The 19,547-nt window shown below is 52.6% G+C and carries 16 protein-coding genes and 1 tRNA gene; 9 read left to right on the top strand and 8 right to left on the bottom strand.

Features of this window, described 5'->3' with window-relative positions; genetic code table 11:
• Positions 1-52: 52 nt before the first annotated feature.
• From AAAH10_RS08630 to AAAH10_RS08615, 4 genes are all read right to left on the bottom strand, one after another.
• Entirely contained in the window at positions 53-1,537 is a 1,485-nt protein-coding gene (locus tag AAAH10_RS08630; protein ID WP_343562575.1) for an NAD(P)H-hydrate dehydratase, read from the bottom strand.
• Positions 1,538-1,539: 2 nt separating this feature from the next.
• A complete protein-coding gene (locus AAAH10_RS08625) occupies positions 1,540-2,385 on the bottom strand; it encodes a tetratricopeptide repeat protein (RefSeq protein ID WP_343562573.1) in 846 nt (281 codons plus the stop codon).
• A gap of 9 nt (positions 2,386-2,394) precedes the next feature.
• The gene (locus AAAH10_RS08620; RefSeq protein WP_343562571.1) at positions 2,395-2,766 is read right to left on the bottom strand and encodes a PilZ domain-containing protein; all 372 of its coding nucleotides are present in this window, start codon (positions 2,764-2,766) and stop codon (positions 2,395-2,397) included.
• Between the two features lie 165 nt (positions 2,767-2,931).
• Positions 2,932-3,008 (bottom strand) — tRNA-His (locus AAAH10_RS08615).
• 423 nt (positions 3,009-3,431) lie between these two features.
• Between AAAH10_RS08615 and AAAH10_RS08610 the strand changes: the two genes are divergently transcribed.
• From AAAH10_RS08610 to AAAH10_RS08575, 8 genes are all read left to right on the top strand, one after another.
• Positions 3,432-3,770 carry a P-II family nitrogen regulator gene (locus tag AAAH10_RS08610; protein WP_343562569.1) on the top strand — a complete coding sequence of 113 codons (339 nt, stop codon included), beginning with the start codon at positions 3,432-3,434 and terminating at the stop codon, positions 3,768-3,770.
• Between the two features lie 83 nt (positions 3,771-3,853).
• Positions 3,854-5,263, top strand: a complete 1,410-nt coding sequence (gene glnA, locus AAAH10_RS08605) for a type I glutamate--ammonia ligase (RefSeq protein ID WP_343562567.1) — start codon at positions 3,854-3,856, stop codon at positions 5,261-5,263.
• Positions 5,264-5,539: 276 nt separating this feature from the next.
• Complete coding sequence (locus AAAH10_RS08600) at positions 5,540-6,967, top strand: MATE family efflux transporter (protein ID WP_343562565.1); 1,428 nt, start codon at positions 5,540-5,542, stop codon at positions 6,965-6,967.
• A gap of 41 nt (positions 6,968-7,008) precedes the next feature.
• Positions 7,009-8,034, top strand: a complete 1,026-nt coding sequence (locus AAAH10_RS08595; RefSeq protein ID WP_343562564.1) for a threonine aldolase family protein — start codon at positions 7,009-7,011, stop codon at positions 8,032-8,034.
• A 121-nt stretch (positions 8,035-8,155) separates the two neighbouring features.
• Complete coding sequence (locus tag AAAH10_RS08590) at positions 8,156-8,977, top strand: universal stress protein (protein ID WP_343562563.1); 822 nt, start codon at positions 8,156-8,158, stop codon at positions 8,975-8,977.
• Positions 8,978-9,092: 115 nt separating this feature from the next.
• Complete coding sequence (locus tag AAAH10_RS08585) at positions 9,093-10,232, top strand: M14 family metallopeptidase (RefSeq protein ID WP_343562561.1); 1,140 nt, start codon at positions 9,093-9,095, stop codon at positions 10,230-10,232.
• A 41-nt stretch (positions 10,233-10,273) separates the two neighbouring features.
• Entirely contained in the window at positions 10,274-12,238 is a 1,965-nt protein-coding gene (locus AAAH10_RS08580) for an ABC transporter substrate-binding protein (protein WP_343562559.1), read from the top strand.
• A gap of 159 nt (positions 12,239-12,397) precedes the next feature.
• On the top strand, positions 12,398-13,951 hold the full coding sequence (locus tag AAAH10_RS08575; protein WP_343562557.1) for a trimethylamine methyltransferase family protein: 1,554 nt from the start codon (positions 12,398-12,400) through the stop codon (positions 13,949-13,951).
• Between the two features lie 41 nt (positions 13,952-13,992).
• On the opposite strand, the gene AAAH10_RS08570 is transcribed toward AAAH10_RS08575, so the two are convergent.
• From AAAH10_RS08570 to gatC, 4 genes are all read right to left on the bottom strand, one after another.
• Positions 13,993-14,682 carry a glutathione binding-like protein gene (locus tag AAAH10_RS08570; protein ID WP_343562555.1) on the bottom strand — a complete coding sequence of 230 codons (690 nt, stop codon included), beginning with the start codon at positions 14,680-14,682 and terminating at the stop codon, positions 13,993-13,995.
• A gap of 174 nt (positions 14,683-14,856) precedes the next feature.
• Complete coding sequence (gatB, locus tag AAAH10_RS08565) at positions 14,857-16,311, bottom strand: Asp-tRNA(Asn)/Glu-tRNA(Gln) amidotransferase subunit GatB (protein WP_343562553.1); 1,455 nt, start codon at positions 16,309-16,311, stop codon at positions 14,857-14,859.
• Between the two features lies 1 nt (position 16,312).
• Complete coding sequence (gene gatA, locus AAAH10_RS08560; protein ID WP_343562551.1) at positions 16,313-17,797, bottom strand: Asp-tRNA(Asn)/Glu-tRNA(Gln) amidotransferase subunit GatA; 1,485 nt, start codon at positions 17,795-17,797, stop codon at positions 16,313-16,315.
• The gene (gene gatC, locus AAAH10_RS08555; protein ID WP_343562549.1) at positions 17,797-18,084 is read right to left on the bottom strand and encodes an Asp-tRNA(Asn)/Glu-tRNA(Gln) amidotransferase subunit GatC; all 288 of its coding nucleotides are present in this window, start codon (positions 18,082-18,084) and stop codon (positions 17,797-17,799) included. Before gatC ends, gatA begins: the two co-directional genes overlap by 1 nt.
• Positions 18,085-18,310: 226 nt before the next feature.
• On the opposite strand from gatC, the gene AAAH10_RS08550 reads away from it, so the two are divergent.
• Complete coding sequence (locus tag AAAH10_RS08550; RefSeq protein ID WP_343562547.1) at positions 18,311-19,540, top strand: bifunctional alpha/beta hydrolase/OsmC family protein; 1,230 nt, start codon at positions 18,311-18,313, stop codon at positions 19,538-19,540.
• Positions 19,541-19,547 lie beyond the last annotated feature (7 nt).

Here is a 19,547-nt window from a genome sequence, read left to right as displayed (position 1 = left end):
TGATTACTTTAAGGAATAGTAAATTTTCACAACTCATTTTAAGAATCGAAAATCAGACCGAACGAAGCTGTTCAAACACGGCAGGCAAGGCTTCCGGCAAATCATCAGCGATAAGCCCTTGGCCCAAATGGTATCCGGCGCAGCTGTGCAGCCATGCACCGGCACTTGCAGCCTGAAAGGCTGTGAGCCCCTGCGCCAGAAGTCCGCAAATAATTCCGCCCAATACATCACCGCTTCCTGCGGTTGCCAAGTGGAACGAAGCAAAAGGTGAAGACAAACGGACCATGCCGTCAGGATCTGCAATAATCGTTGAGGCACCTTTCAGCAAGACAACAGCTCCAGCCTGACGAGCGGCCTGCCTCACGGCTTCAATGCGATCCCCTTCGGGATCAAGCCCCGGAAAGAGTCTGGAGAATTCGCCCTCATGAGGTGTCAGGACACAGTTTCTGTGCAGCTTTGCAAAAAGTTCGTCCGGCGCATCCCTGAAAACAGAAAGCCCGTCCGCATCCAGCACTGTGGGCAGCTGTGCTTCCAGAAATCCGAGAACATCCTGCTTTAAGTCCGGATGGGTTCCACCACCCTGCCCGATCATCAGGGCCGAAAGTTTTGCCATTCCGGAAATTTCCGCTGCTTCAGCTTTTTGGTCATGCAAAACAAGGCTGGCTGAATTCTGCAGGAAGAGCGACTTCAGTTCCGGATTACACAGAACCCTGACCAGTCCTGCCCCTGTTCTCTGGCAGGCACGGGAGGCCAGAACTGTGGCACCTGGCATTTCACCACAGGCAATCAACGCCTGGCCAAAATGGTATTTGTGCGTGTTCCACTGACGTTGCGGGATATCCTCCTTCCAAAGGGCTGGAACATTCTCCTCAACGTCGGGGGCGATCCTTTCCAGAACGGCATCATCAATTCCGATATCCGCGCAGATGATCTCTCCGCAATCGGCTTTGGCAGGATAAAGGCAGTGGGCGCGGCGTTTCCTGAAGAACGTAACGGTCTTTTCTGCCGAAAAGACAATATCACCGACCTTCTTCCCGCTTGATCCATCGTACCCGCTGGGAACATCCACAGAAAGCACCCCTGTTCCACTCTCTTTTGCCCAGAGGGCGCAGTGGGCAGCCATGCCCTCCAGAGGGCGTGAAAGCCCTGCACCAAACAACGCATCAACAATCAGATCGGCATCCAGGAAATCCTCGAAAACAGGTGTGCCCCTTGCCTTAAAAGGCAAAAGCCTGAAATGTTTAAGGCTTTCCCCCTGATAACCATCCGTCCCGAAGGGGCAACAAACAAGAACATGATGCCCCTTTTCAAAAAGAGCACGGGCGGCGACGAAACCATCACCTCCGTTTTTTCCGGGCCCCGCCAGAATCAGAACAGAGCGGCCAGAACGATCACCGAGCATTCCTCCGGCAACCTCCGCAACAGCTCGCCCGGCGCGTTCCATCAGGACAAAACCTGTCTGACCGTTTTCAATCGCCAGTCGGTCAGCCTGATACATTTCATCAGTGGTCAACAAAAGCTGTTGTGTGTTTGCCATCATCAGGGCCGTTTCTTGGGAACTCCGGGAGCATCAGGGTCCGGACGTCTTTTGGGAAAGGGAATGTCCGCCGGCCAGTTTTCTGTCAGTTGAACGGAATTGCTCTCCTGCTCCTCTTCACTTGAGGTCTCAGCCGCACTTTCTTCTTCAGCAGAACTCCCGGCAGGTTTCTGTTCCAGAGGCGCCAGTTCCGGCAGCTGCCCAAGAAGTTCAAGAGATGCGATGTGCCCTTCATCTGCAGCCTGTTGGAGCAAAAGGCGAAGATTGTGCCTGGCTTCAGAGCCTTCCGGCAGCTTGTCATCATAATAGCGCGCCATGGCATAGCGTGCGTCATTCATGCCACTTTCCGAAGCCTTGTCGAACCAGAGAAACGCCTCGTCTTCCAGATCCTTTTTGCCGTCGCCTTCAAGGGGCTGAGACTCTCGGAGCAGGGCAAGACCATAGTTGTATTGCGCAACGGAATGCCCCTCCTGACTGGCATATTTCCAGTGTTCAAGAGCCTTGTCCCAGTTGTAAAGCACACTGTCACTGTCGGCATAAAGAACAGCCAGATTGTTGTCAGCCGCCACCAGGCCGGACTTTGAGGCCGCCAGATACCATTGCTCTGCACGCTTCAGATCAGGCTCAATCTGCCCAAGCCCGGTTTCATAGAGTTTGGCGAGGGAGTACTGTGCCTGGGCGTCTCCCTCTTCGGCCAGCACGTTCCATATTTCAATGGCTTCACCACCATTGCCAGCCTCAAAGGCCTTCATTCCGTCACTGTAAAGCTGTGCTTCAACAGCCGGTGCAAACGCGACCAGCCCCAAAAGTGATACGCCAAACAGACTTTGACGATTAAACCTACGCATTTTTAATTCTTAATCCTGATCGGAAACTTCAATGTTCTGCGGTTGTGGGACATCATGATCCGGAAAGACCGCAAGACAGGTAAAGCGCAAGACCCTTTCCCGTTCCGGAGCGGTCATCTCAACTCTCACTCCGAAAACATCAGGTCGCGTCCAGACCACCACACCCTCGAAGGTCCCGGCAACCGGATGTGTCAGGGAAATACCGCTCCCCAGTTCGGGCTGGGCTTTGCTGGCAATCCGAAAGCCCCCCAGAGACATATCCAGAATGACACCCTTGCCAATCTCCCTTTCACCGATGGAAAGGACAAAGGTTGTCTCGTCTGTTGATGCCAGACGCTCATGTATGCGCCGGTTGTTATCCTGTGAATTGTTATCAGTCATGCCACATTCCCTGCCCTAACACATTCAGGCTTATTAGATTGATGCTATTCATGGCAATTATCAGGCAATGACACGGAACAATCCAGATTTTTCATATCTTTGTTGTTTTTCAATGCGCTAAAAACAAAAAAACAGAGTATCCGCTAGGATAACCCTGTTTGAAAATGGGGTGGCTGAAGGGATTTGAACCCTCGACCCCTGGTACCACAAACCAGTGCTCTAACCAACTGAGCTACAGCCACCATCATATTTTTCAGTCTCCGGAGCATTGCCCCGTCGACGAAGATGCTTTTAGCGAGCAGCAGGCAGGCCGTCAAGCACAAGAATTCAAAAAAGAAACTTTTTTTACGAAAACAACTCAAGTCTCTGTTTTTTATGACAGTTACAGTCCGAAACTCTTATTTTCCCTGTCCTGTGAGCATTTTAAGAGCATTCTTTTTGCGGCAGCATGCACAAAAAACAGGCAAAAGGCTTTTTTTTATGCTTCCCTCCTTGTTCCGCTCTGACTGTACGGTTGTCAAAATCCGAATCTCTGCACGACAGATTTTTATAAAACCCTATGTTTTTCAGAGACCTAACAAATCAAAAAATCAAAAAAAGAATTTTGGCACGAACCTTGTTTTAACAGCAGCGAACACCAAGTCTATCGTGACGGAGAAGACCTCATGAAAAAGATCGAAGCCATTATCAAACCCTTCAAACTGGATGAAGTCAAAGAAGCCCTGCATGATGTCGGGATCAAGGGCATCACCGTAACCGAAGCGAAGGGCTTTGGTCGACAAAAAGGTCATACAGAGCTTTATCGCGGTGCGGAATATGTTGTAGACTTCCTGCCAAAGGTAAAGGTCGAAATCATCCTCGAAGACGAACTGTGTGACCGCGCCTGTGAGGCCATTCTTCAGGCCGCCCAGACCGGACGCATCGGTGATGGCAAGATCTTCGTGTCCACCATTGATGAAGTCATCCGTATCAGAACAGGTGAGCGTGGCGCAGACGCCATCTGATCCTTTTATTCCTATCAATCACAATCCCTCCCCAACCCCCCTCTTCTCTACAAGTTTTGAAGTTTAAAAGAAGGAAGACGTAAATGTCAGACGTTCAAACAGTACTCGACATGATCAAGGAAAACGACGTCCAGTTCGTGGACTATCGCTTTACTGATCCTCGCGGCAAATGGCACCACATGACCATGTGTGCTTCCGCTGTTGGCGAAGATGAACTGGAAGAAGGCATCCTGTTTGACGGCTCTTCAATCGCTGGCTGGAAAGCCATCAACGAATCAGACATGGTCATCAAGCCTGATCTGTCTTCCGCTGTTATGGACCCCTTTGCTGCACAGGCACAGGTTATCCTGTTCTGCACAGTCTACGAGCCCGACACTGGTGATCGCTATGCTCGTGACCCGCGTGCAACTGCTGAACGTGCGGAAGCCTATCTGAAATCCACTGGCATCGGTGATGAAGTCTTTGTTGGCCCGGAAGCCGAATTCTTCGTGTTTGACGAAGTGACCTACTCCACAGACAGCCACAGCACCTTCTTCAAACTGGATGACGAAGAAGCGCCACACAACTCCGGCAAGTCCATGGAAGGTGGCAACTCCGGTCACCGTCCACGCATCAAGGGTGGTTACGTTCCGGTTGCTCCTGTCGACACTGTCGCTGACATGCGTGCAGAAATGGTAACAGTCCTCAAGGAAATGGGCGTTACTGTAGAAAAGCACCACCACGAGGTTGCTCCTTCCCAGCACGAACTGGGTGTAAAGTTCAACAGCCTGACCATTGCTGCGGATGAAATCCAGCTCTACAAGTATGTCATCCACAACGTTGCCCACTCCTACGGCAAGACCGCGACCTTCATGCCAAAGCCGGTGGCTGGTGACAACGGTTCCGGCATGCACACTCACCTGTCTATCTGGAAAGAAGGCACCCCGACCTTTGCAGGTGAAGGCTATGCCGGTCTGTCCGAGAGCTGCCTGCACTTCATCGGCGGTATCATCAAGCATGCGAAAGCCCTGAACGCTTTCACAAACCCGTCCACCAACAGCTACAAGCGTCTGGTTCCAGGCTACGAAGCACCGGTTCTGCTGGCCTATTCTGCACGCAACCGTTCTGCATCCTGCCGTATCCCGCACGGTTCCAACCCGAAAGCGAAGCGTGTTGAAGTTCGCTTCCCGGATCCGACTGCAAACCCGTATCTGGCCTTTGCAGCCCTGATGATGGCCGGCCTCGACGGCATCAAGAACAAGATCAATCCGGGCGAAGCAATGGACAAGGATCTGTACGATCTTCCAAAAGAAGAGCTGCAGGACATCCCGACAGTTGCCGGTTCCCTGCGCGAAGCTCTGGATGCGCTGACAGCAGACCACGACTTCCTGCTGGCGGGCGATGTTTTCTCCAGGGACCAGATCGAAGCTTACGTCGACCTGAAATGGGAAGAGGTAGAGCGCTTCGAAATGACACCTCACCCTGTTGAGTTCGACATGTACTACAGCGTATAAGCTGAAAAACTGACAGCCTGTCAGACAATGGCCCCGCAGATTTGCGGGGCCATTTTTCTTTGGTGGTCACGTCCGATCAGAACACAACGTTTTTGCAGAGCGACTTTTGCCCATATATTTAAAATTCCTCTTTTGGGAACGGGGCAACTGCTGTATGAGTGAGATTAATTCGCAACAAGTTCTTTTCCTGCCTGATCTTTTCACGAATTACAGGAAAGACATAAATTCAGGCAAGCCGTTCAGAAAAATGGTGCCTGCCTTTAAAGGGTGACACCCATGACTGACACGCCTGCTGTTCCACAGAAAAAAGCAAAGAAATCCAGAGAGCGCGATCTGACGGAAGGCTCCATTGTCGAGCACTACAAGGCTCTGGCCATTCCTGCTTCCATCGGGATGCTGTTCAGTACCCTTTACAATGTCGTGGACAACTTCTTTGCAGGACTGATCTCGACCACAGCCCAGGCCGGTCTGTCACTGTCCTTTCCCGTCTTCCTGATTATCATCGCCTTTTCCATCGGCGGCAGTCAGGCCCTCAATGGTCTGGTCGGAAATGCCAGGGGACGCAAGAATGCCGAGGAAGCCAGGCGCGTTGCGGCACAGGGGCTTGGCTTTATCTTCCTCCTGTCTGTCGCTGTCGGAATCTTCGGCATCTTCACGATCCCCACTCTTCTGGGATTTATTGGCGGACAGGGAGAATATCTGGAAGCCGCAACCAGCTATCTGACGATCGTCTTTTTTGCAACGCCAACATTCCTTCTGGCCTTTGCTGCCAATGGAATTCTTTCCTCCCAGGGTGATAACGTCTCCCACAAACAGTCGGGAATGGTCTCCTTTTTTGTGAACTGCGCCCTGAACCCTGCCCTGATTTACGGCTTTGCCGGCTTGCCAGCCCTCGGTTTTACAGGAATTGCCGTTTCAACGGCTCTGATCCAGTTTGGCTCGGCCTGTTTCATGCTCTATCGCGCCGGGACATCGTCTGTCCTGAGAGGCGTTCAGTGGAAAGAGTTTATCCCGACAGGAAAAACTGTCCGGGAAGTCTGTGCCCAGGGCCTGCCGCCTGCCCTGAATTTCATGACCATCGCAGTGGGCTTCTTTATCTGGCAGTACTACCTTCAGCCACTGGGAGAGGAAACAGTTGCGGCCTACGGCATTGCCCTGCGTGTTGAACAGCTTATCCTGCTTCCAAGCATCGGGCTGACCATGGCCATGCTGCCCATTCTGGCGCAGAACTTTGGCGCAGAACGCATTGATCGTCTGCGGTATGCCTTCTGGTGGGGACTTTCTGTCGGGTTGGGTTACATGGTGGTGGCCGGAACGCTCCTGCTGGTCGGACGCTCCCTGATTATCTCTTTCTTTACAGCAGACGAGGCCGTGATTGCAGTCGGCAGCAGCTACCTGATCTATGCCGCCCTCGCCCAGCCTGTCTATATGGGACTGAGCGCCATTCTGACACTGATGCAGGGGATCAAGAGACCGGCTTTGAGTATTGTGATCGGTCTGTTCAGACAGATCCTGGCAGCGCTGGCCTTTACCACGCTCTTTGTCACCATTCTTGACTGGGGGGCTGAAGGGGTCTGGATTTCTGTCCTGATGGCCTGCACGTCCGGTTTGATTCTGGCCATCTTTATTGTGCGCTCACTTGTCCGCAAAACCATTGACCATCTGGGTTCACCCTATAAAGTCTTGAAACAGATGCCTTCATAAGGGGCACACGACAAAAACAGGACTTTCCACAGGACTTTCCCATGCTCAATTTTGCCAGTGATAACGAATCTCCCGTCCACCCGAAAGTGATGGCTTCCCTGCAAAAAGCCAACGAGGGTTTTGTCAAAAGCTATGGAGAGGACGAAATCACGGCAAAGGTCAGAGAGCAGCTGCAAACCCTGTTTGGGCCGGAGGCAAAGAGTTTCCTGAGCTTCAACGGGACCGGTGGCAATATCATCGGATTGCAGGCTCTGGCAAAGCCCTACAGCGCGATTTACTGCAGTGCAGAGGCTCATACCCTGCTAGATGAATGCGGTGCCGTCGGCAAACATGCCGGCGCTCAACTGATCGGAATCCCCTGCAAGAATGGGAAGATTGATCCGGAACAGCTTGAGCAGACAATCAGATCAGGCCGCGGTATCCACTCGACAAAACCGGGGGTTCTGTCCATTGCCCAAACGACAGAACGCGGGACAACCTACAGCAGGGAAGAACTGAACATACTGATTTCCATAGCCCGGGAAAACGGTTTGAAAGTCCATATGGATGGTGCCCGTCTGGCCAATGCAGCGGCCTTTATGGGCACCCGGGATCTTAAGGCAATAACAGCCGATCAGGGCGTTGACGTTCTGACCTTTGGTGGCACGAAAAACGGCTTGATGATGGGTGAAGCTGTTGTTCTGATCTCTCCCGAAGCTGCAGAAGATTTCGCATTCGTTCACAAACAGGGGCTTCAGCTGGCTTCAAAAAACCGCTACATGGCTGCACAGTTCGAGGCCTATCTCGATCAGGACCTGTGGTACGAAAATGCGCAGACCGCAAACCGGATGGCGCAGCGGCTCTGGAACGGACTGAGCAAAATTTCTGCGGTCGAACTGTCTGTTCCCCTGGAGGGAAACTGTCTCTTTGTAAAATGGAACCAGGAGATTCACAATCGCCTCAAGGGGAACGTCCGCTATCACTACTGGACACCCGAAATCTTCGAGGCGCGCCTTGTTACCTCGTTCTGCACTTCAGAAGCAATGGTTGATGAAATGATCGCCCTCGTATCAGACGCTGCTGTCTGAAATCCTGATACAAAAAATTCTTCTTCCGTTTTGAGCGATATCAATGCGCCCTCGCCCTGATCTGTCAGAATGAAGCTGTAAACACAGTGTGTTGGCTTTTCTCTAGCGCGAGGACAGGAAGATGAAAGATATTCAGGTCTACATCGACACGACACCGGAATGCCAAACGCGTCTGGATGCTGCATTCCAGCTTTCCAAAGCTCTGAACGGTGCCTTTGTAAAGGGACTCTACCCGAAACCCCAAGCAGAGGCTGTGCTTTTTGCCACAACTCACGGTGCTGCCGGTTATATTCCCGAAGAAATTGTTGAGGAACAGAAAAAGCGTATCACAGAGACAGCAGGTGAACTGCAAAGGGACTTTCTGGTTTATCTGGAGCAGTCTGGCTGTCCGGGTGAATGGCGGGAAAGTAACGGAGTTCCTCTGGATGTAATGGCCTATCACGGGCGTTTCAGTGATCTCACGGTTGTCAGCCAGCTTGATGAGGGCTTTGCGGAAGGCTTCGATTTTGCCGGGACCCTTGTGATGGAAAGTGCCCTTCCGGTACTGGCTGTTCCTGCGGAGGGACTTAAAAAGCCGATCCTGGATCATATCCTGATCGCATGGAACGGTTCAGCCGAAGCCTCCCATGCTGTCAAGGCAGCTCTGCCCCTGCTCCAAAAAGCCGGGAAAGTGACCCTTTTGACTGTCGGAGAACTGCCTCGACGCCTGATCAGCCAGAACGATATCGCAGCCTATCTCGGACACAATGGCGTGGACGCAACTCCCGTCACCCTGCCCGAAGGCAAGGCAGAGAAGCTTATACCGGAGCAGGCGGATACGCTTGAAGTCTCTTTGATCGTAGCAGGTGCATGGGGGCACAACCGCCTTCGCGAGATGATCTTCGGCGGAGCGACCGCAAGCCTTTTCGCAAACCAGAAAACACCTGTTTTCATGTGTCATTAGGACTTATCGCGTCCCGACCAAATGAAGGTTTGGTTCAGACCGGAAAATCGGTTAGCTTTGTAGCCCGGAGTGCATTGCATTCCGGGTTATCTGTTAAAAAAATTTGGACTTTGAGATGCTTAGAATTTCTTCGGCTTTTGATGCTGGTAATATCCGCTGCCTCAAGCTGGATGATGCTTCCGATATTGTTTGTGAAATTGAAAAAGACAGCAATTCCGATTTTTACCAATGGTTCTATTTCCGCCTTTCCGGTGCTGCGGGGCAAAACTGTACAGTTCGCATTACCAATGCAGCAGGTGCTGCCTATCCAAACGGCTGGGAGAACTATAACACCGTCGCATCCTATGATCGCGAGCACTGGTTCCGTGTTCCGACCCGCTATGAAAACGGTGAGTTGATCTTCTCCTTGCAGCCCGAACAGGACTCTGTCTATTTTGCCTACTTTGCCCCCTATTCCATGGAACGCCATGCAGATCTGATTGCAGCCTGTCAGTCTTCGGATCGCGTCAGTGCGGAAGTTATCGGGCAAAGCCTGGATGGGCAGGACATTGACCTGCTGAAAATCAGTGATCCGGAAACTCCCGGGGCAGACAAACTGAAACTCTGGGTTCTGGCACGCCAACATCCCGGTGAAAGCATGACAGAATTCTGGATTGAAGGCTTTCTGGATCGCCTGCTTGATGAGGACGATCCCGTTGCGCGTGAAATCCTCAAGCGTGCTGATTTTTATGTAATTCCCAACATGAACCCCGATGGCTCCCGTCGCGGAAACCTGCGCGTCAATGCCGCAGGTGCCAACCTGAACAGGGAATGGGAAAACCCGACACTGGAAAGAAGCCCGGAAGTCTTCTATGCCCGCCGGAAAATGATGGAGGTGGGCGTGGATTTCTCTTTCGATATCCATGGTGATGAAGGCCTGCCCTACAACTTTATTGCCGGAACACACGGCATCCCGTCCTTTGACGAACGCCTTCTGAATCTCCTTGAAACCTTCAAGGAAGATTACGAACGGGCCAATCCCGATTTTCAGAGGGTTTATGGCTATCCCCAGAACCGCCCCCAACAGGGCAATCTGACCATGTGCAGCAACAATACAGCCGAGACCCACAACTGTCTGGCCATGACACTGGAAATGCCTTTCAAGGACAATGCGGATGCACCAAACGAACTGGAAGGCTGGTCTCCTTCCCGGTCCCAGGCTCTTGGATACGCTGCCATGGATCCTATCTGGCGTATTCTTGATAAACTGAGATAAATAACTTCCTGAGCTATTTGTTTTTTAACAGGATTTCCCTGATGATCTTCTCATTCAAAAACTGCAGCAAGACAACAATCGGAACCGTTTTTCTGAGCAGTCTGTTGTTACCGTGCGCTTCTCTGGCAGATGCTGTCATCTACGAAAGCCCGGCCTATGAGAGCTTCAATGTCACAGAGATGCAGGAAACTCCTATGCTGAAAAGCAAGGTCGCCAGCGGAGACGTTCTGCCGGTTCAAGAACGCATTCCCCAAACCCCGTTCATCGTCAAACCCGACGGTCAATGGCAGACAGGCAAACAGGGCGGAGCCATACGGACGCTTATCTCGCGCTCCAAGGACGTGCGGCTGATGGGAGTTTATGGCTATGCGCGCCTGATCGGTTATGACAGCAATCTGGATCTCCAGGTTGATATTCTTGAGCGCCTGGAGGTTGAGGATCAGAAAACCTTTACCCTGACACTGCGCAAGGGCCACCGATGGTCAGACGGCGCTCCCTTTACCACCGAGGATTTCCGCTTTTACTGGGAAGATGTCGTTGGGAATGAGGATCTCAGTCCTCTGGGTGTGCCTGCCGATTTGCTGGTCAATGGCAAACCGCCAAGCGTCGAGATACTGGATGAACAACGCATCCGCTACAGCTGGGCAGATCCGAACCCCTACTTCCTGCTGCGACTGGCTGGAACCCGCCCTGCCTTTATCTACCAGCCTGCCCATTATATGAAACAGTTCCATGCAGGCTTTGTGAAACCGGTCGAGCTTGGCAAGCGGGTCGAGGAAAACGGTGCCCGCAACTGGGTACAGCTCTTCAACCGGAAGGCAAGACAGTACAAATTCACCAATCCGGCGTTGCCAACACTTCAACCCTGGATCAACACCGTAGAACCCCCTTCAACCCGCTTTGTCGGTGTTCGCAATCCCTATTACCATCGCGTCGATGAAAAGGGGCAGCAGTTGCCCTATGCCGACCAGTTTATCCTGAACCTGTCCGGTGCCGGACTGATCCCGGCCAAAACAGGTGCGGGCGAAACCGATCTCCAGTCCCGTGGCCTCGGTTTTTCGGACTACACCTATCTCAAGGAAAATGATGACCGCTTCGGTTACAACGTTCACCTCTGGAAAACGATCCGGGGTTCCCAGTTTGCGCTCTATCCCAATTTGAATGTACAGGATCCCGTCTGGTCCGGGCTGGTTCGCGATGTCCGTTTCCGCAGGGCGCTATCCCTTGCTGTTCACAGACGTGAGCTCAATCAGGTGCTTTACTACGGTCTGGGACAGGAAGGTAACAACCTCATCCTGCCGGAAAGTCCTTTCTATTCGGAGGACCTGCAGAAACGCTGGGCAACTTACGATATAGAAAAGGCGAACAACCTTCTGAACGAACTCGGACTGATCAACCGCAATGAAGACGGCATCCGCATGCTTCCGGATGGACGGCTTGCAGAAATCATTGTGGAAACGGCCGGTGAAAGCACGGACGAAACAGATATCCTGGAACTGATTTCTGATTCCATGGCAAAGGTCGGTCTCAAGGTCTACAGCAAGCCGTCATCCCGGGAGGTTTTGCGCAACAGGATCTTTGCGGGAGAAACTGTTGTTTCCCTCTGGTACGGCTATGAAAACAGCCTGATCACACCCAATACACCACCCCTCGAATACACCCCCCGACAGCAGCAGTCTTTCCACTGGCCAATGTGGGGACAGTATGTCGAAACCAAAGGTTCGGCCGGGCGTCCGGCTGATTTGCCGGAAGCTCAGCGCCTTGAGGAACTCTATCACGCGTGGTCCCGCTCAAAGTCCAAGGAGCAAAAGGAAGAAATCTGGCGCGAGATTCTCGAAATCCAGGCTGATCAGGTCTACACCATCGGGCTGGTTGCCCAAATTCCACAGCCTGTTGTCAGCGCCGGCAATCTCATGAACGTTCCGGACAAGGCCTTCTACAACTGGGAACCCGGAGCGCAGTTCGGGATCTACAGGCCTGACGGCTTCTGGCTAAACGGCAATTGACGAACAACAGATCAGAAAAAAGGGGGAACCATCAGGCTCCCCCTTTTTCATGGTCTCATCACAAATGATCATCAAGAGCATGACTTTATTCAGCTTGTCGCTTTCCCTCCCGGAATAAAGAATAAGGGTCAGAAACACTCATTCCGAAAGCACAGAATCATGACTGTCGAGAACACCGAAAAACCCAGAACCAGCAGACGCAACAGACGCGAAAAACGACAGGCTGGCGGTTTCTCTCAACTCCCCTGGCGTCATGTCACCAATCCCTATGACCCGATCAGGGTCCTTGACAAGACACAGATTGAACGCATTCATGACGCCAGCATGCGCATTCTCGAAGACATCGGCATTGTCTTTCTTCTGGATGAAGCACGGGACATTCTGCGCAAGGAAGGTCTGAAAATTGATGAGGACACCAAAAAGGTCTATCTGGACCGGGAGTTTGTCCGAGAAAAGATCGCTCTGGCTCCGTCTGTTTTCACCCTTCATGCCCGCAATCCGGAACGGAACCTGACCATTGGCGGCAATGCTGTGAACTTTACCACAGTGGCTTCTGCTCCGAATGTCACAGATATCGACAACGGACGCAGGGCGGGCAATCAGGAAGACTACAGAAAGTTCATCAAACTTGGCCAAAGTCTGAATATTGTACATTTTTTTGGCGGATACCCGGTTGAGCCTGTGGATATTCACCCTTCCGTGCGTCATCTGGATTGCCTTTTTGATATTGCAACACTCTCTGACAAGGTTGCGACCTGCTATTCACTTGGCAGACAGCGCAATCTGGATGCGATTGAACTGACCCGTATAGCCCGGGGTATCTCCAGAGACCAGTTGGAAGCAGAACCGAGCCTGAGCACCATCATCAACTCGAATTCCCCCCTTCAACTGGATGAACCCATGTTGACCGGCATTATTGAAATGTCAAAAGCGAACCAGTGCATCGTGCTGACTCCCTTTACACTGGCGGGCGCAATGGCTCCTGTCACCATTGCCGGGGCCATTGCACAGCAAAACGCGGAAGCTCTCGCCGGTTTGTGTTTTGCCCAGACTGTCCGGGCCGGTGCTCCTGTCGTCTATGGCGGCTTTACCTCCAATGTCGACATGAAGTCCGGCGCCCCTGCCTTTGGAACGCCTGAATACACCCGCGCAGCCCAGATTTCCGGACAGCTCGCCCGCTATTACGGTCTCCCGTTCCGCTCCTCCAATGTCAACGCCTCCAATGCCACAGATGCACAGGCGGCCTATGAGAGCATGATGGCGGTCTGGGGCGCTGTCATGGGCGGAAGCCAGTACATCATGCACGGCGCAGGGTGGCTGGAAGGTGGCCTGAGTGCCTCTTTCGAGAAAATGATTATCGATGCCGAAATCCTGCAGGGAATGGCCGAATACCTGATGCCTGTTGATACATCGGATGATGCCTTTGCCCTGGAAGCCATTCGCGAAGTTGGTCCGGGTGGTCATTTCTTCGGAACAGCACACACCCAGGAACGTTACCAAACGGCCTTTTACAATCCGATGGTTAGTGACTGGAGGAATTACGAGAGCTGGACAGAAGGCGGTTCTCCGGATGCGACGTTGCGGGCCAACAGGCTCTACAAGCAAATCCTTGAGGACTACAGTCCGCCACCGATGGATGAAGCCATTCGCGAGGAACTCGAGAGTTTTGTCGCAAAGCGAAAGGAAGAAGGCGGCGCACCGTCCGATTTTTAAGCCTGTTAAAGAAAAGGCCGTCTGATACGGCCTTTTTCCTTTTATCTGTCCTGTCCCGAACCGAACATGTTTTCCCAGCGGTCCCTGTCAGCGGTGTAATCCTGTCTGAGGTCAGTCAGAACCCTGACACCCTCCTGTACCGCCGGGCGGGCCTCAATCCTGTCAAACCAGACCTTCAGCTTCGGAAAGTCTTCCAGATCAATCCCCTGTTTCTCGTGACTTCTGATCCAGGGGAAGGTTGCGATATCAGCAATGGAGTATTCATCCCCTGCCAGATACTCTGACCGTTCAAGCTGCGTGTCGATTACACCATAGAGCCTTCGGGCTTCACGGCTGTAACGCTCAATCGCATACTGGATCTTTTCCGGGGCATAGATCCTGAAATGATGGGCCTGTCCCAGCATGGGACCAACGCCCCCCATCTGGAACATCAGCCACTCCATCACCCGGTAATGTTCAAGCGGTTCCTGAGGCAGGAAACGATCATATTTCCGGGCCAGATAATAAAGAATGGCACCGGACTCAAAGATATGGAACGGCTTTCCATCAGGACCGTCAGAATCAACAAGAGCAGGAATTTTGTTGTTTGGCGAAATTTTCAGGAAGTCCGGCTGAAACTGGTCACCTGCACCGATATCTACAGCATGAACCGTGTAGGGCACATCCAGCTCTTCAAGCATAATGTGCACCTTGTGACCATTTGGGGTTGCCCAGCTATAGAGATCAAACATTTTCAAATTCCCCGTAAACTTCAAGCAGAAGCCTGCCTTGTTCTTTTCTATCTGTTTTGCATTACAAAATGGGGTCTTTCATGGAAATCTACAACAAAAAAGCTCTGAACAGGACAATCTGTTCAGAGCTTTTTCAATTCTTTCGGACGGATCAAATGCCCGGAAAGACCAAACCTAGTCAGCCAGTTTCTTCTTCAGCAGCTGGTTGACCATACCGGGATTGGCCTTGCCGCCAGTGGCTTTCATGGTTTGACCAACAAACCAGCCGATCAGCTTTTCATTGCCGCCCTTGAACTGCTCAACCTGTTGGGGGTTGTTGGCGATAATGTCGTCGATGGCAGCTTCGATTGCGCCTGTATCCGTGATCTGCTTCAGACCTTTTTCCTCAACGATCACGTCGGCATCCCTGCCGGTTTCCCACATGATTTCAAAGACGTCCTTTGCAATACGACCGGAAATCGTGTTGTCGGAAATCAAACCGACAAGGCCACCAAGCTGCTCGGCAGAGATCGGGGAATCAGCAAGCTCCAGATTGTTCTTGTTCAAAGCTCCGAAGAAATCACCGATCATCCAGTTGGAAGCAAGCTTGGCATCACGTCCCTTGGCAACCACCTCGAAGAACTCGGCCCTTTCGCGGTCGGCAACCAGCACGGAAGCATCATAGGCCGGCAAGCCAAGATCCTTGATGAAGCGGTCTTTCTTGTCATCCGGAAGCTCCGGCAAATCAGAGCTGAGTTCATCAATAAAGGACTGTTCGATCACCAGTGGCAGCAGATCCGGATCGGGGAAGTAGCGGTAGTCATGTGCCTCTTCCTTGCTGCGCATTGAACGTGTTGTGCCATTGGAGGGATCAAACAGGCGGGTTTCCTGAACAACCTCGCCCCCGTCCTCGATCAGTTTGATCTGACGCTTGGCTTCATACTCCACAACCTGCTGTACAAAGCGGATGGAGTTAACGTTCTTGGTTTCTGTACGCGTACCGAATTCGTCACCCGGCTTGCGAACAGAAACGTTGACATCCGCACGCATGGAGCCTTCGTCCATGTTGCCATCACAGGTTCCCAGATAGCGCAGGATAGACCGCAGCTTGCGCAGATAGGCCCCGGCCTCTTCCGGAGAGCGAAGGTCCGGTTTGGAGACGATTTCCATCAGGGCAACGCCTGAACGGTTCAGGTCAATGTAGGACATTGTCGGGTGCTGGTCGTGAATGGACTTGCCCGCATCCTGCTCAAGGTGCAGACGCTCGATTCCGACTTCCCGGGTTGCGCCATCATCCAGATCAAGGATCAGTGTCCCCTCTCCCACAATCGGCTCCAGATACTGGGAAATCTGATAGCCCTGTGGAAGATCCGCATAGAAGTAGTTCTTGCGCTCGAAAACTGATTTCAGGTTGATCGCTGCCTTCAGGCCCAGACCTGTCCGCACAGCCTGACGCACAGCCTGTTTGTTCAGGACAGGAAGCATGCCCGGCATCGCAGCATCAACAAGGGAAACATTGTCGTTCGGATCAGCACCGAATTTCGTGGACGCACCGGAGAAGAGTTTGGACCGGGATGTCACCTGGGCATGGACTTCCATACCGATCACAACTTCCCATTCACCCGTTTGGCCTTTGATACGATAGCTCATCTTATTTGCCCCCGGCAATCAGTTGCGGCAGAGCTGTAAAGCCCGCAGCCTTTTCCATGACATCAGCAATTTTCACAACGGTTCCTTCGTCGAAGGGACGGCCGATCAGTTGCAGACCAAGCGGTGTGCCCTGTGAGGACAGACCGGCGGGAACAGAGATACCGGGCAGACCCGCCAGGGAAGCCGGCACCGTAAAGACGTCGTTCAGGTACATGGCCAGCGGATCATCCTGATTTTCCCCCACACCAAAGGCTGCAGACGGTGCTGTTGGCGTCAGAATGGCATCGACACCACTGTCATAGGCCTTCTGGAAATCCTGTGCAATCAGCGTACGGATGCGACGCGCCTTGTTGTAATAGGCATCATAATAACCGGCAGACAGAACATAGGTTCCGATCAGAATACGGCGCTGAACCTCGTCACCAAAGCCTTCACCACGGGTGTTCTCGTACATTTCATCCAGGGAACTGCCTTCAACACGCAGGCCATAACGCACACCATCATAGCGCGCGAGGTTGGAAGAACACTCGGCAGGAGCAACAATGTAATAGACAGGCAGGGCGTATTTTGTGTGCGGCAGGGAGATATCAACGATCTCTGCACCCGCATCCTTCAGCCAGGCGATCCCCTGATCCCAGATTTTCACGATCTCTTCGGGCATGCCATCCATGCGATATTCCTTTGGAATACCGATTTTCAAACCACGGATATCACCGGAAATGGCGTCCTTGTAGCTTGGTACAGCCCGATCAACAGATGTGGAATCCTTGGCATCATATCCGGCCATCGCTTCCAGCATGATCGCAGCATCACGAACGGTCCGGGTCATCGGTCCGGCCTGATCAAGAGAGGACGCAAAAGCCACTGTTCCCCAGCGGGAGCAGCGACCATAGGTCGGCTTCAGCCCGACAATACCGGTAAAGGATGCCGGCTGGCGGATGGAACCGCCAGTATCGGTACCTGTTGCTGCCATGGCAACGCGCGCTGCAACAGAAGCAGCAGAGCCACCGGAAGAGCCGCCCGGAACCAGCGTGGTGTCATCCCCTTCGCGCTTCCACGGATTTTTCACAGAGCCATAATAGGATGTGATATTCGCAGACCCCATCGCAAACTCGTCGAGGTTTGCCTTGCCCAGCATGATCGCACCGGAGTTCCACAGGTTTGCAGAAACGGTTGATTCATACTCCGGCTTGAAGCCGTCAAGGATGTGGGAGGCAGCAGTAGTCAGAACACCTTCGGTACAGAAGAGATCCTTCATTGCGATCGGAATCCCCTCCATCACACCGGCTTCACCCTTTGCACGGCGCGCATCGGACGCGGCAGCCATTTCACGGGCTTTTTCGGGTGTTTCGGTAATGAAGGCGTTCAAATCGCGCAGTTCATCCATTGCCGCGATATGTGCCTCTGTCAGTTCGACAGCGTTAAAATCACCTTTTTCAAGGCCTTCCAGAGCTTCGGAAATGCTCAGATGTGTCAACTTGGTCATTATTCAACCACCTTGGGAACGGCATAGAAATCGTGCGCGGATTCTGGCGCATTGCTGGTCACACGTTTGGCATAACCGCCATCATTGACCTCGTCAGTACGCTGCGGCTGGAACATTTCAACGACGGATGTCATCGGCTCCACACCATCGGTATCGATTTCGGAAAGTTGCTCGACCCAATCAAGGATCTTGCTCAGCTCGTCAGACAGAGCTTCCTGCTTGTCCTCTTCTACACGGATGCGCGCCAGTTTGGCGATCTTCGCAACCGTTGCCTTATCAACAGACATGAATCCCGTTCCATTTTCAAAAGGTTCACGTTGACGCCATGACAGACTCTGGCATGGCAGACTTCGAGCGGACATTAGCACCCGTACATCTGCCCTGCAATGCTTCAACAGGGCCTTATTTGAAAATGCTCCGGCAAAAGTTCATTTGACGTAAAAAGCTTTTAAGTCAGAAAGCTGTTACCATATCCATAACAACAACCAGCAAGGCAGTCAGACGGGAGAAATCATGCAAAGAGAAAAGCTGACCTTTACAGGCCACGGGGGAGAACAACTGGCCGGTGCACTTGAAAAACCCGTGCAGGGGAAACCCCGGGGCTATGCGCTCTTTGCGCACTGTTTTTCCTGTGGCAAGGACATTGCAGCAGCATCACGCATTTCAAAAGCCCTTGTCGATCAGGGCTTTGCAGTCCTGAGATTTGACTTTACCGGGCTGGGTGACAGTGAAGGCGATTTTGGCAACACCAACTTCACAACCAACGTGCAGGATCTTGTCGCTGCGGCAGGTGTTCTGAAGGACAGTTACGAACCGGCCATGCTGCTCATCGGCCACAGTCTGGGTGGTGCCGCGGTTCTCGCAGCCTCCGGGTATCTTCCGGATGTTCGTGCTGTTGTGACAATCGGCGCTCCCGCCTCTCCCGATCATGTTCTGCATCATCTGGAAAAGGAAATGGCCGCCATTGAAGAACAGGGGTCAGCCCCTGTCAAACTCGGCCCCAGAACCTTCAACATTCGCAAGCAGTTTCTGGATGACATTTCCTCCCACAGTCTGAAGACAAAAATCCGGACCATGAACAAGGCTCTGCTGGTCTTTCATTCGCCTCATGACACAACAGTCAATATTGATGAAGCCCGCAAGATTTTCAAAGCGGCCTCCCACCCCAAAAGCTTTGTCTCCCTGGACAATGCTGACCATCTGCTCACCCGGAAGGCCGATGCGAACTATGTTGCCAACACAATTGCAGCCTGGGCCGAACGCTATCTGGACGTGAAAGAACGGGACAAGCGCCCTGCGGTTAAAAGCGGACAGGTTCTGGTTGAAGAGGAAAACAGGGCCTTCACACGCAAGGTTACAACAGATCATCACCAGTGGCTGGCTGATGAACCCGAAGCCATGGGAGGTGAAAATCTGGGGCCTGACCCCTACGAGATGCTGCTGGCCTCTCTTGGGGCCTGCACTTCAATGACAATCCGCATGTATGCCGGACGCAAGAACTGGCCCCTGGAGGACGTAAGGGTCGAACTGTCCCATCACAGGGAACATCTGGATGACTGCGCCGATAACTGCGATGATGGCAAAAAGACAAAACAGCTGGATGTCATAGAACGCAGGATTGCCCTGAGCGGCCCGCTTGACCAGAGCCAGCAGGCCCGCCTGATGGAAATTGCCCACAAGTGCCCCGTTCACAAGACCCTTCACGGGACAATTGTTGTGCGCGACGAACAGGTGCCGGAATAGAAAACGG

The organism is Carbonatibacter coralli, assembly GCF_039592655.1.
In the GTDB taxonomy this organism is placed as follows: Bacteria; Pseudomonadota; Alphaproteobacteria; order Kiloniellales; family Kiloniellaceae; genus Carbonatibacter; species Carbonatibacter coralli.
This window is presented reverse-complemented; position numbering and strand designations above follow the sequence as displayed.

Bases quoted from the DNA above. Each gene is read 5' to 3' on its own strand.
- AAAH10_RS08630 (WP_343562575.1), bottom strand. From the start codon at position 1,537: ATGGCAAACACACAACAGCTTTTGTTGACCACTGATGAAATGTATCAG.
- AAAH10_RS08625 (WP_343562573.1), bottom strand. From the start codon at position 2,385: ATGCGTAGGTTTAATCGTCAAAGTCTGTTTGGCGTATCACTTTTGGGG.
- AAAH10_RS08620 (WP_343562571.1), bottom strand. From the start codon at position 2,766: ATGACTGATAACAATTCACAGGATAACAACCGGCGCATACATGAGCGT.
- AAAH10_RS08610 (WP_343562569.1), top strand. From the start codon at position 3,432: ATGAAAAAGATCGAAGCCATTATCAAACCCTTCAAACTGGATGAAGTC.
- glnA (WP_343562567.1), top strand. From the start codon at position 3,854: ATGTCAGACGTTCAAACAGTACTCGACATGATCAAGGAAAACGACGTC.
- AAAH10_RS08600 (WP_343562565.1), top strand. From the start codon at position 5,540: ATGACTGACACGCCTGCTGTTCCACAGAAAAAAGCAAAGAAATCCAGA.
- AAAH10_RS08595 (WP_343562564.1), top strand. From the start codon at position 7,009: ATGCTCAATTTTGCCAGTGATAACGAATCTCCCGTCCACCCGAAAGTG.
- AAAH10_RS08590 (WP_343562563.1), top strand. From the start codon at position 8,156: ATGAAAGATATTCAGGTCTACATCGACACGACACCGGAATGCCAAACG.
- AAAH10_RS08585 (WP_343562561.1), top strand. From the start codon at position 9,093: ATGCTTAGAATTTCTTCGGCTTTTGATGCTGGTAATATCCGCTGCCTC.
- AAAH10_RS08580 (WP_343562559.1), top strand. From the start codon at position 10,274: ATGATCTTCTCATTCAAAAACTGCAGCAAGACAACAATCGGAACCGTT.
- AAAH10_RS08575 (WP_343562557.1), top strand. From the start codon at position 12,398: ATGACTGTCGAGAACACCGAAAAACCCAGAACCAGCAGACGCAACAGA.
- AAAH10_RS08570 (WP_343562555.1), bottom strand. From the start codon at position 14,682: ATGTTTGATCTCTATAGCTGGGCAACCCCAAATGGTCACAAGGTGCAC.
- gatB (WP_343562553.1), bottom strand. From the start codon at position 16,311: ATGAGCTATCGTATCAAAGGCCAAACGGGTGAATGGGAAGTTGTGATC.
- gatA (WP_343562551.1), bottom strand. From the start codon at position 17,797: ATGACCAAGTTGACACATCTGAGCATTTCCGAAGCTCTGGAAGGCCTT.
- gatC (WP_343562549.1), bottom strand. From the start codon at position 18,084: ATGTCTGTTGATAAGGCAACGGTTGCGAAGATCGCCAAACTGGCGCGC.
- AAAH10_RS08550 (WP_343562547.1), top strand. From the start codon at position 18,311: ATGCAAAGAGAAAAGCTGACCTTTACAGGCCACGGGGGAGAACAACTG.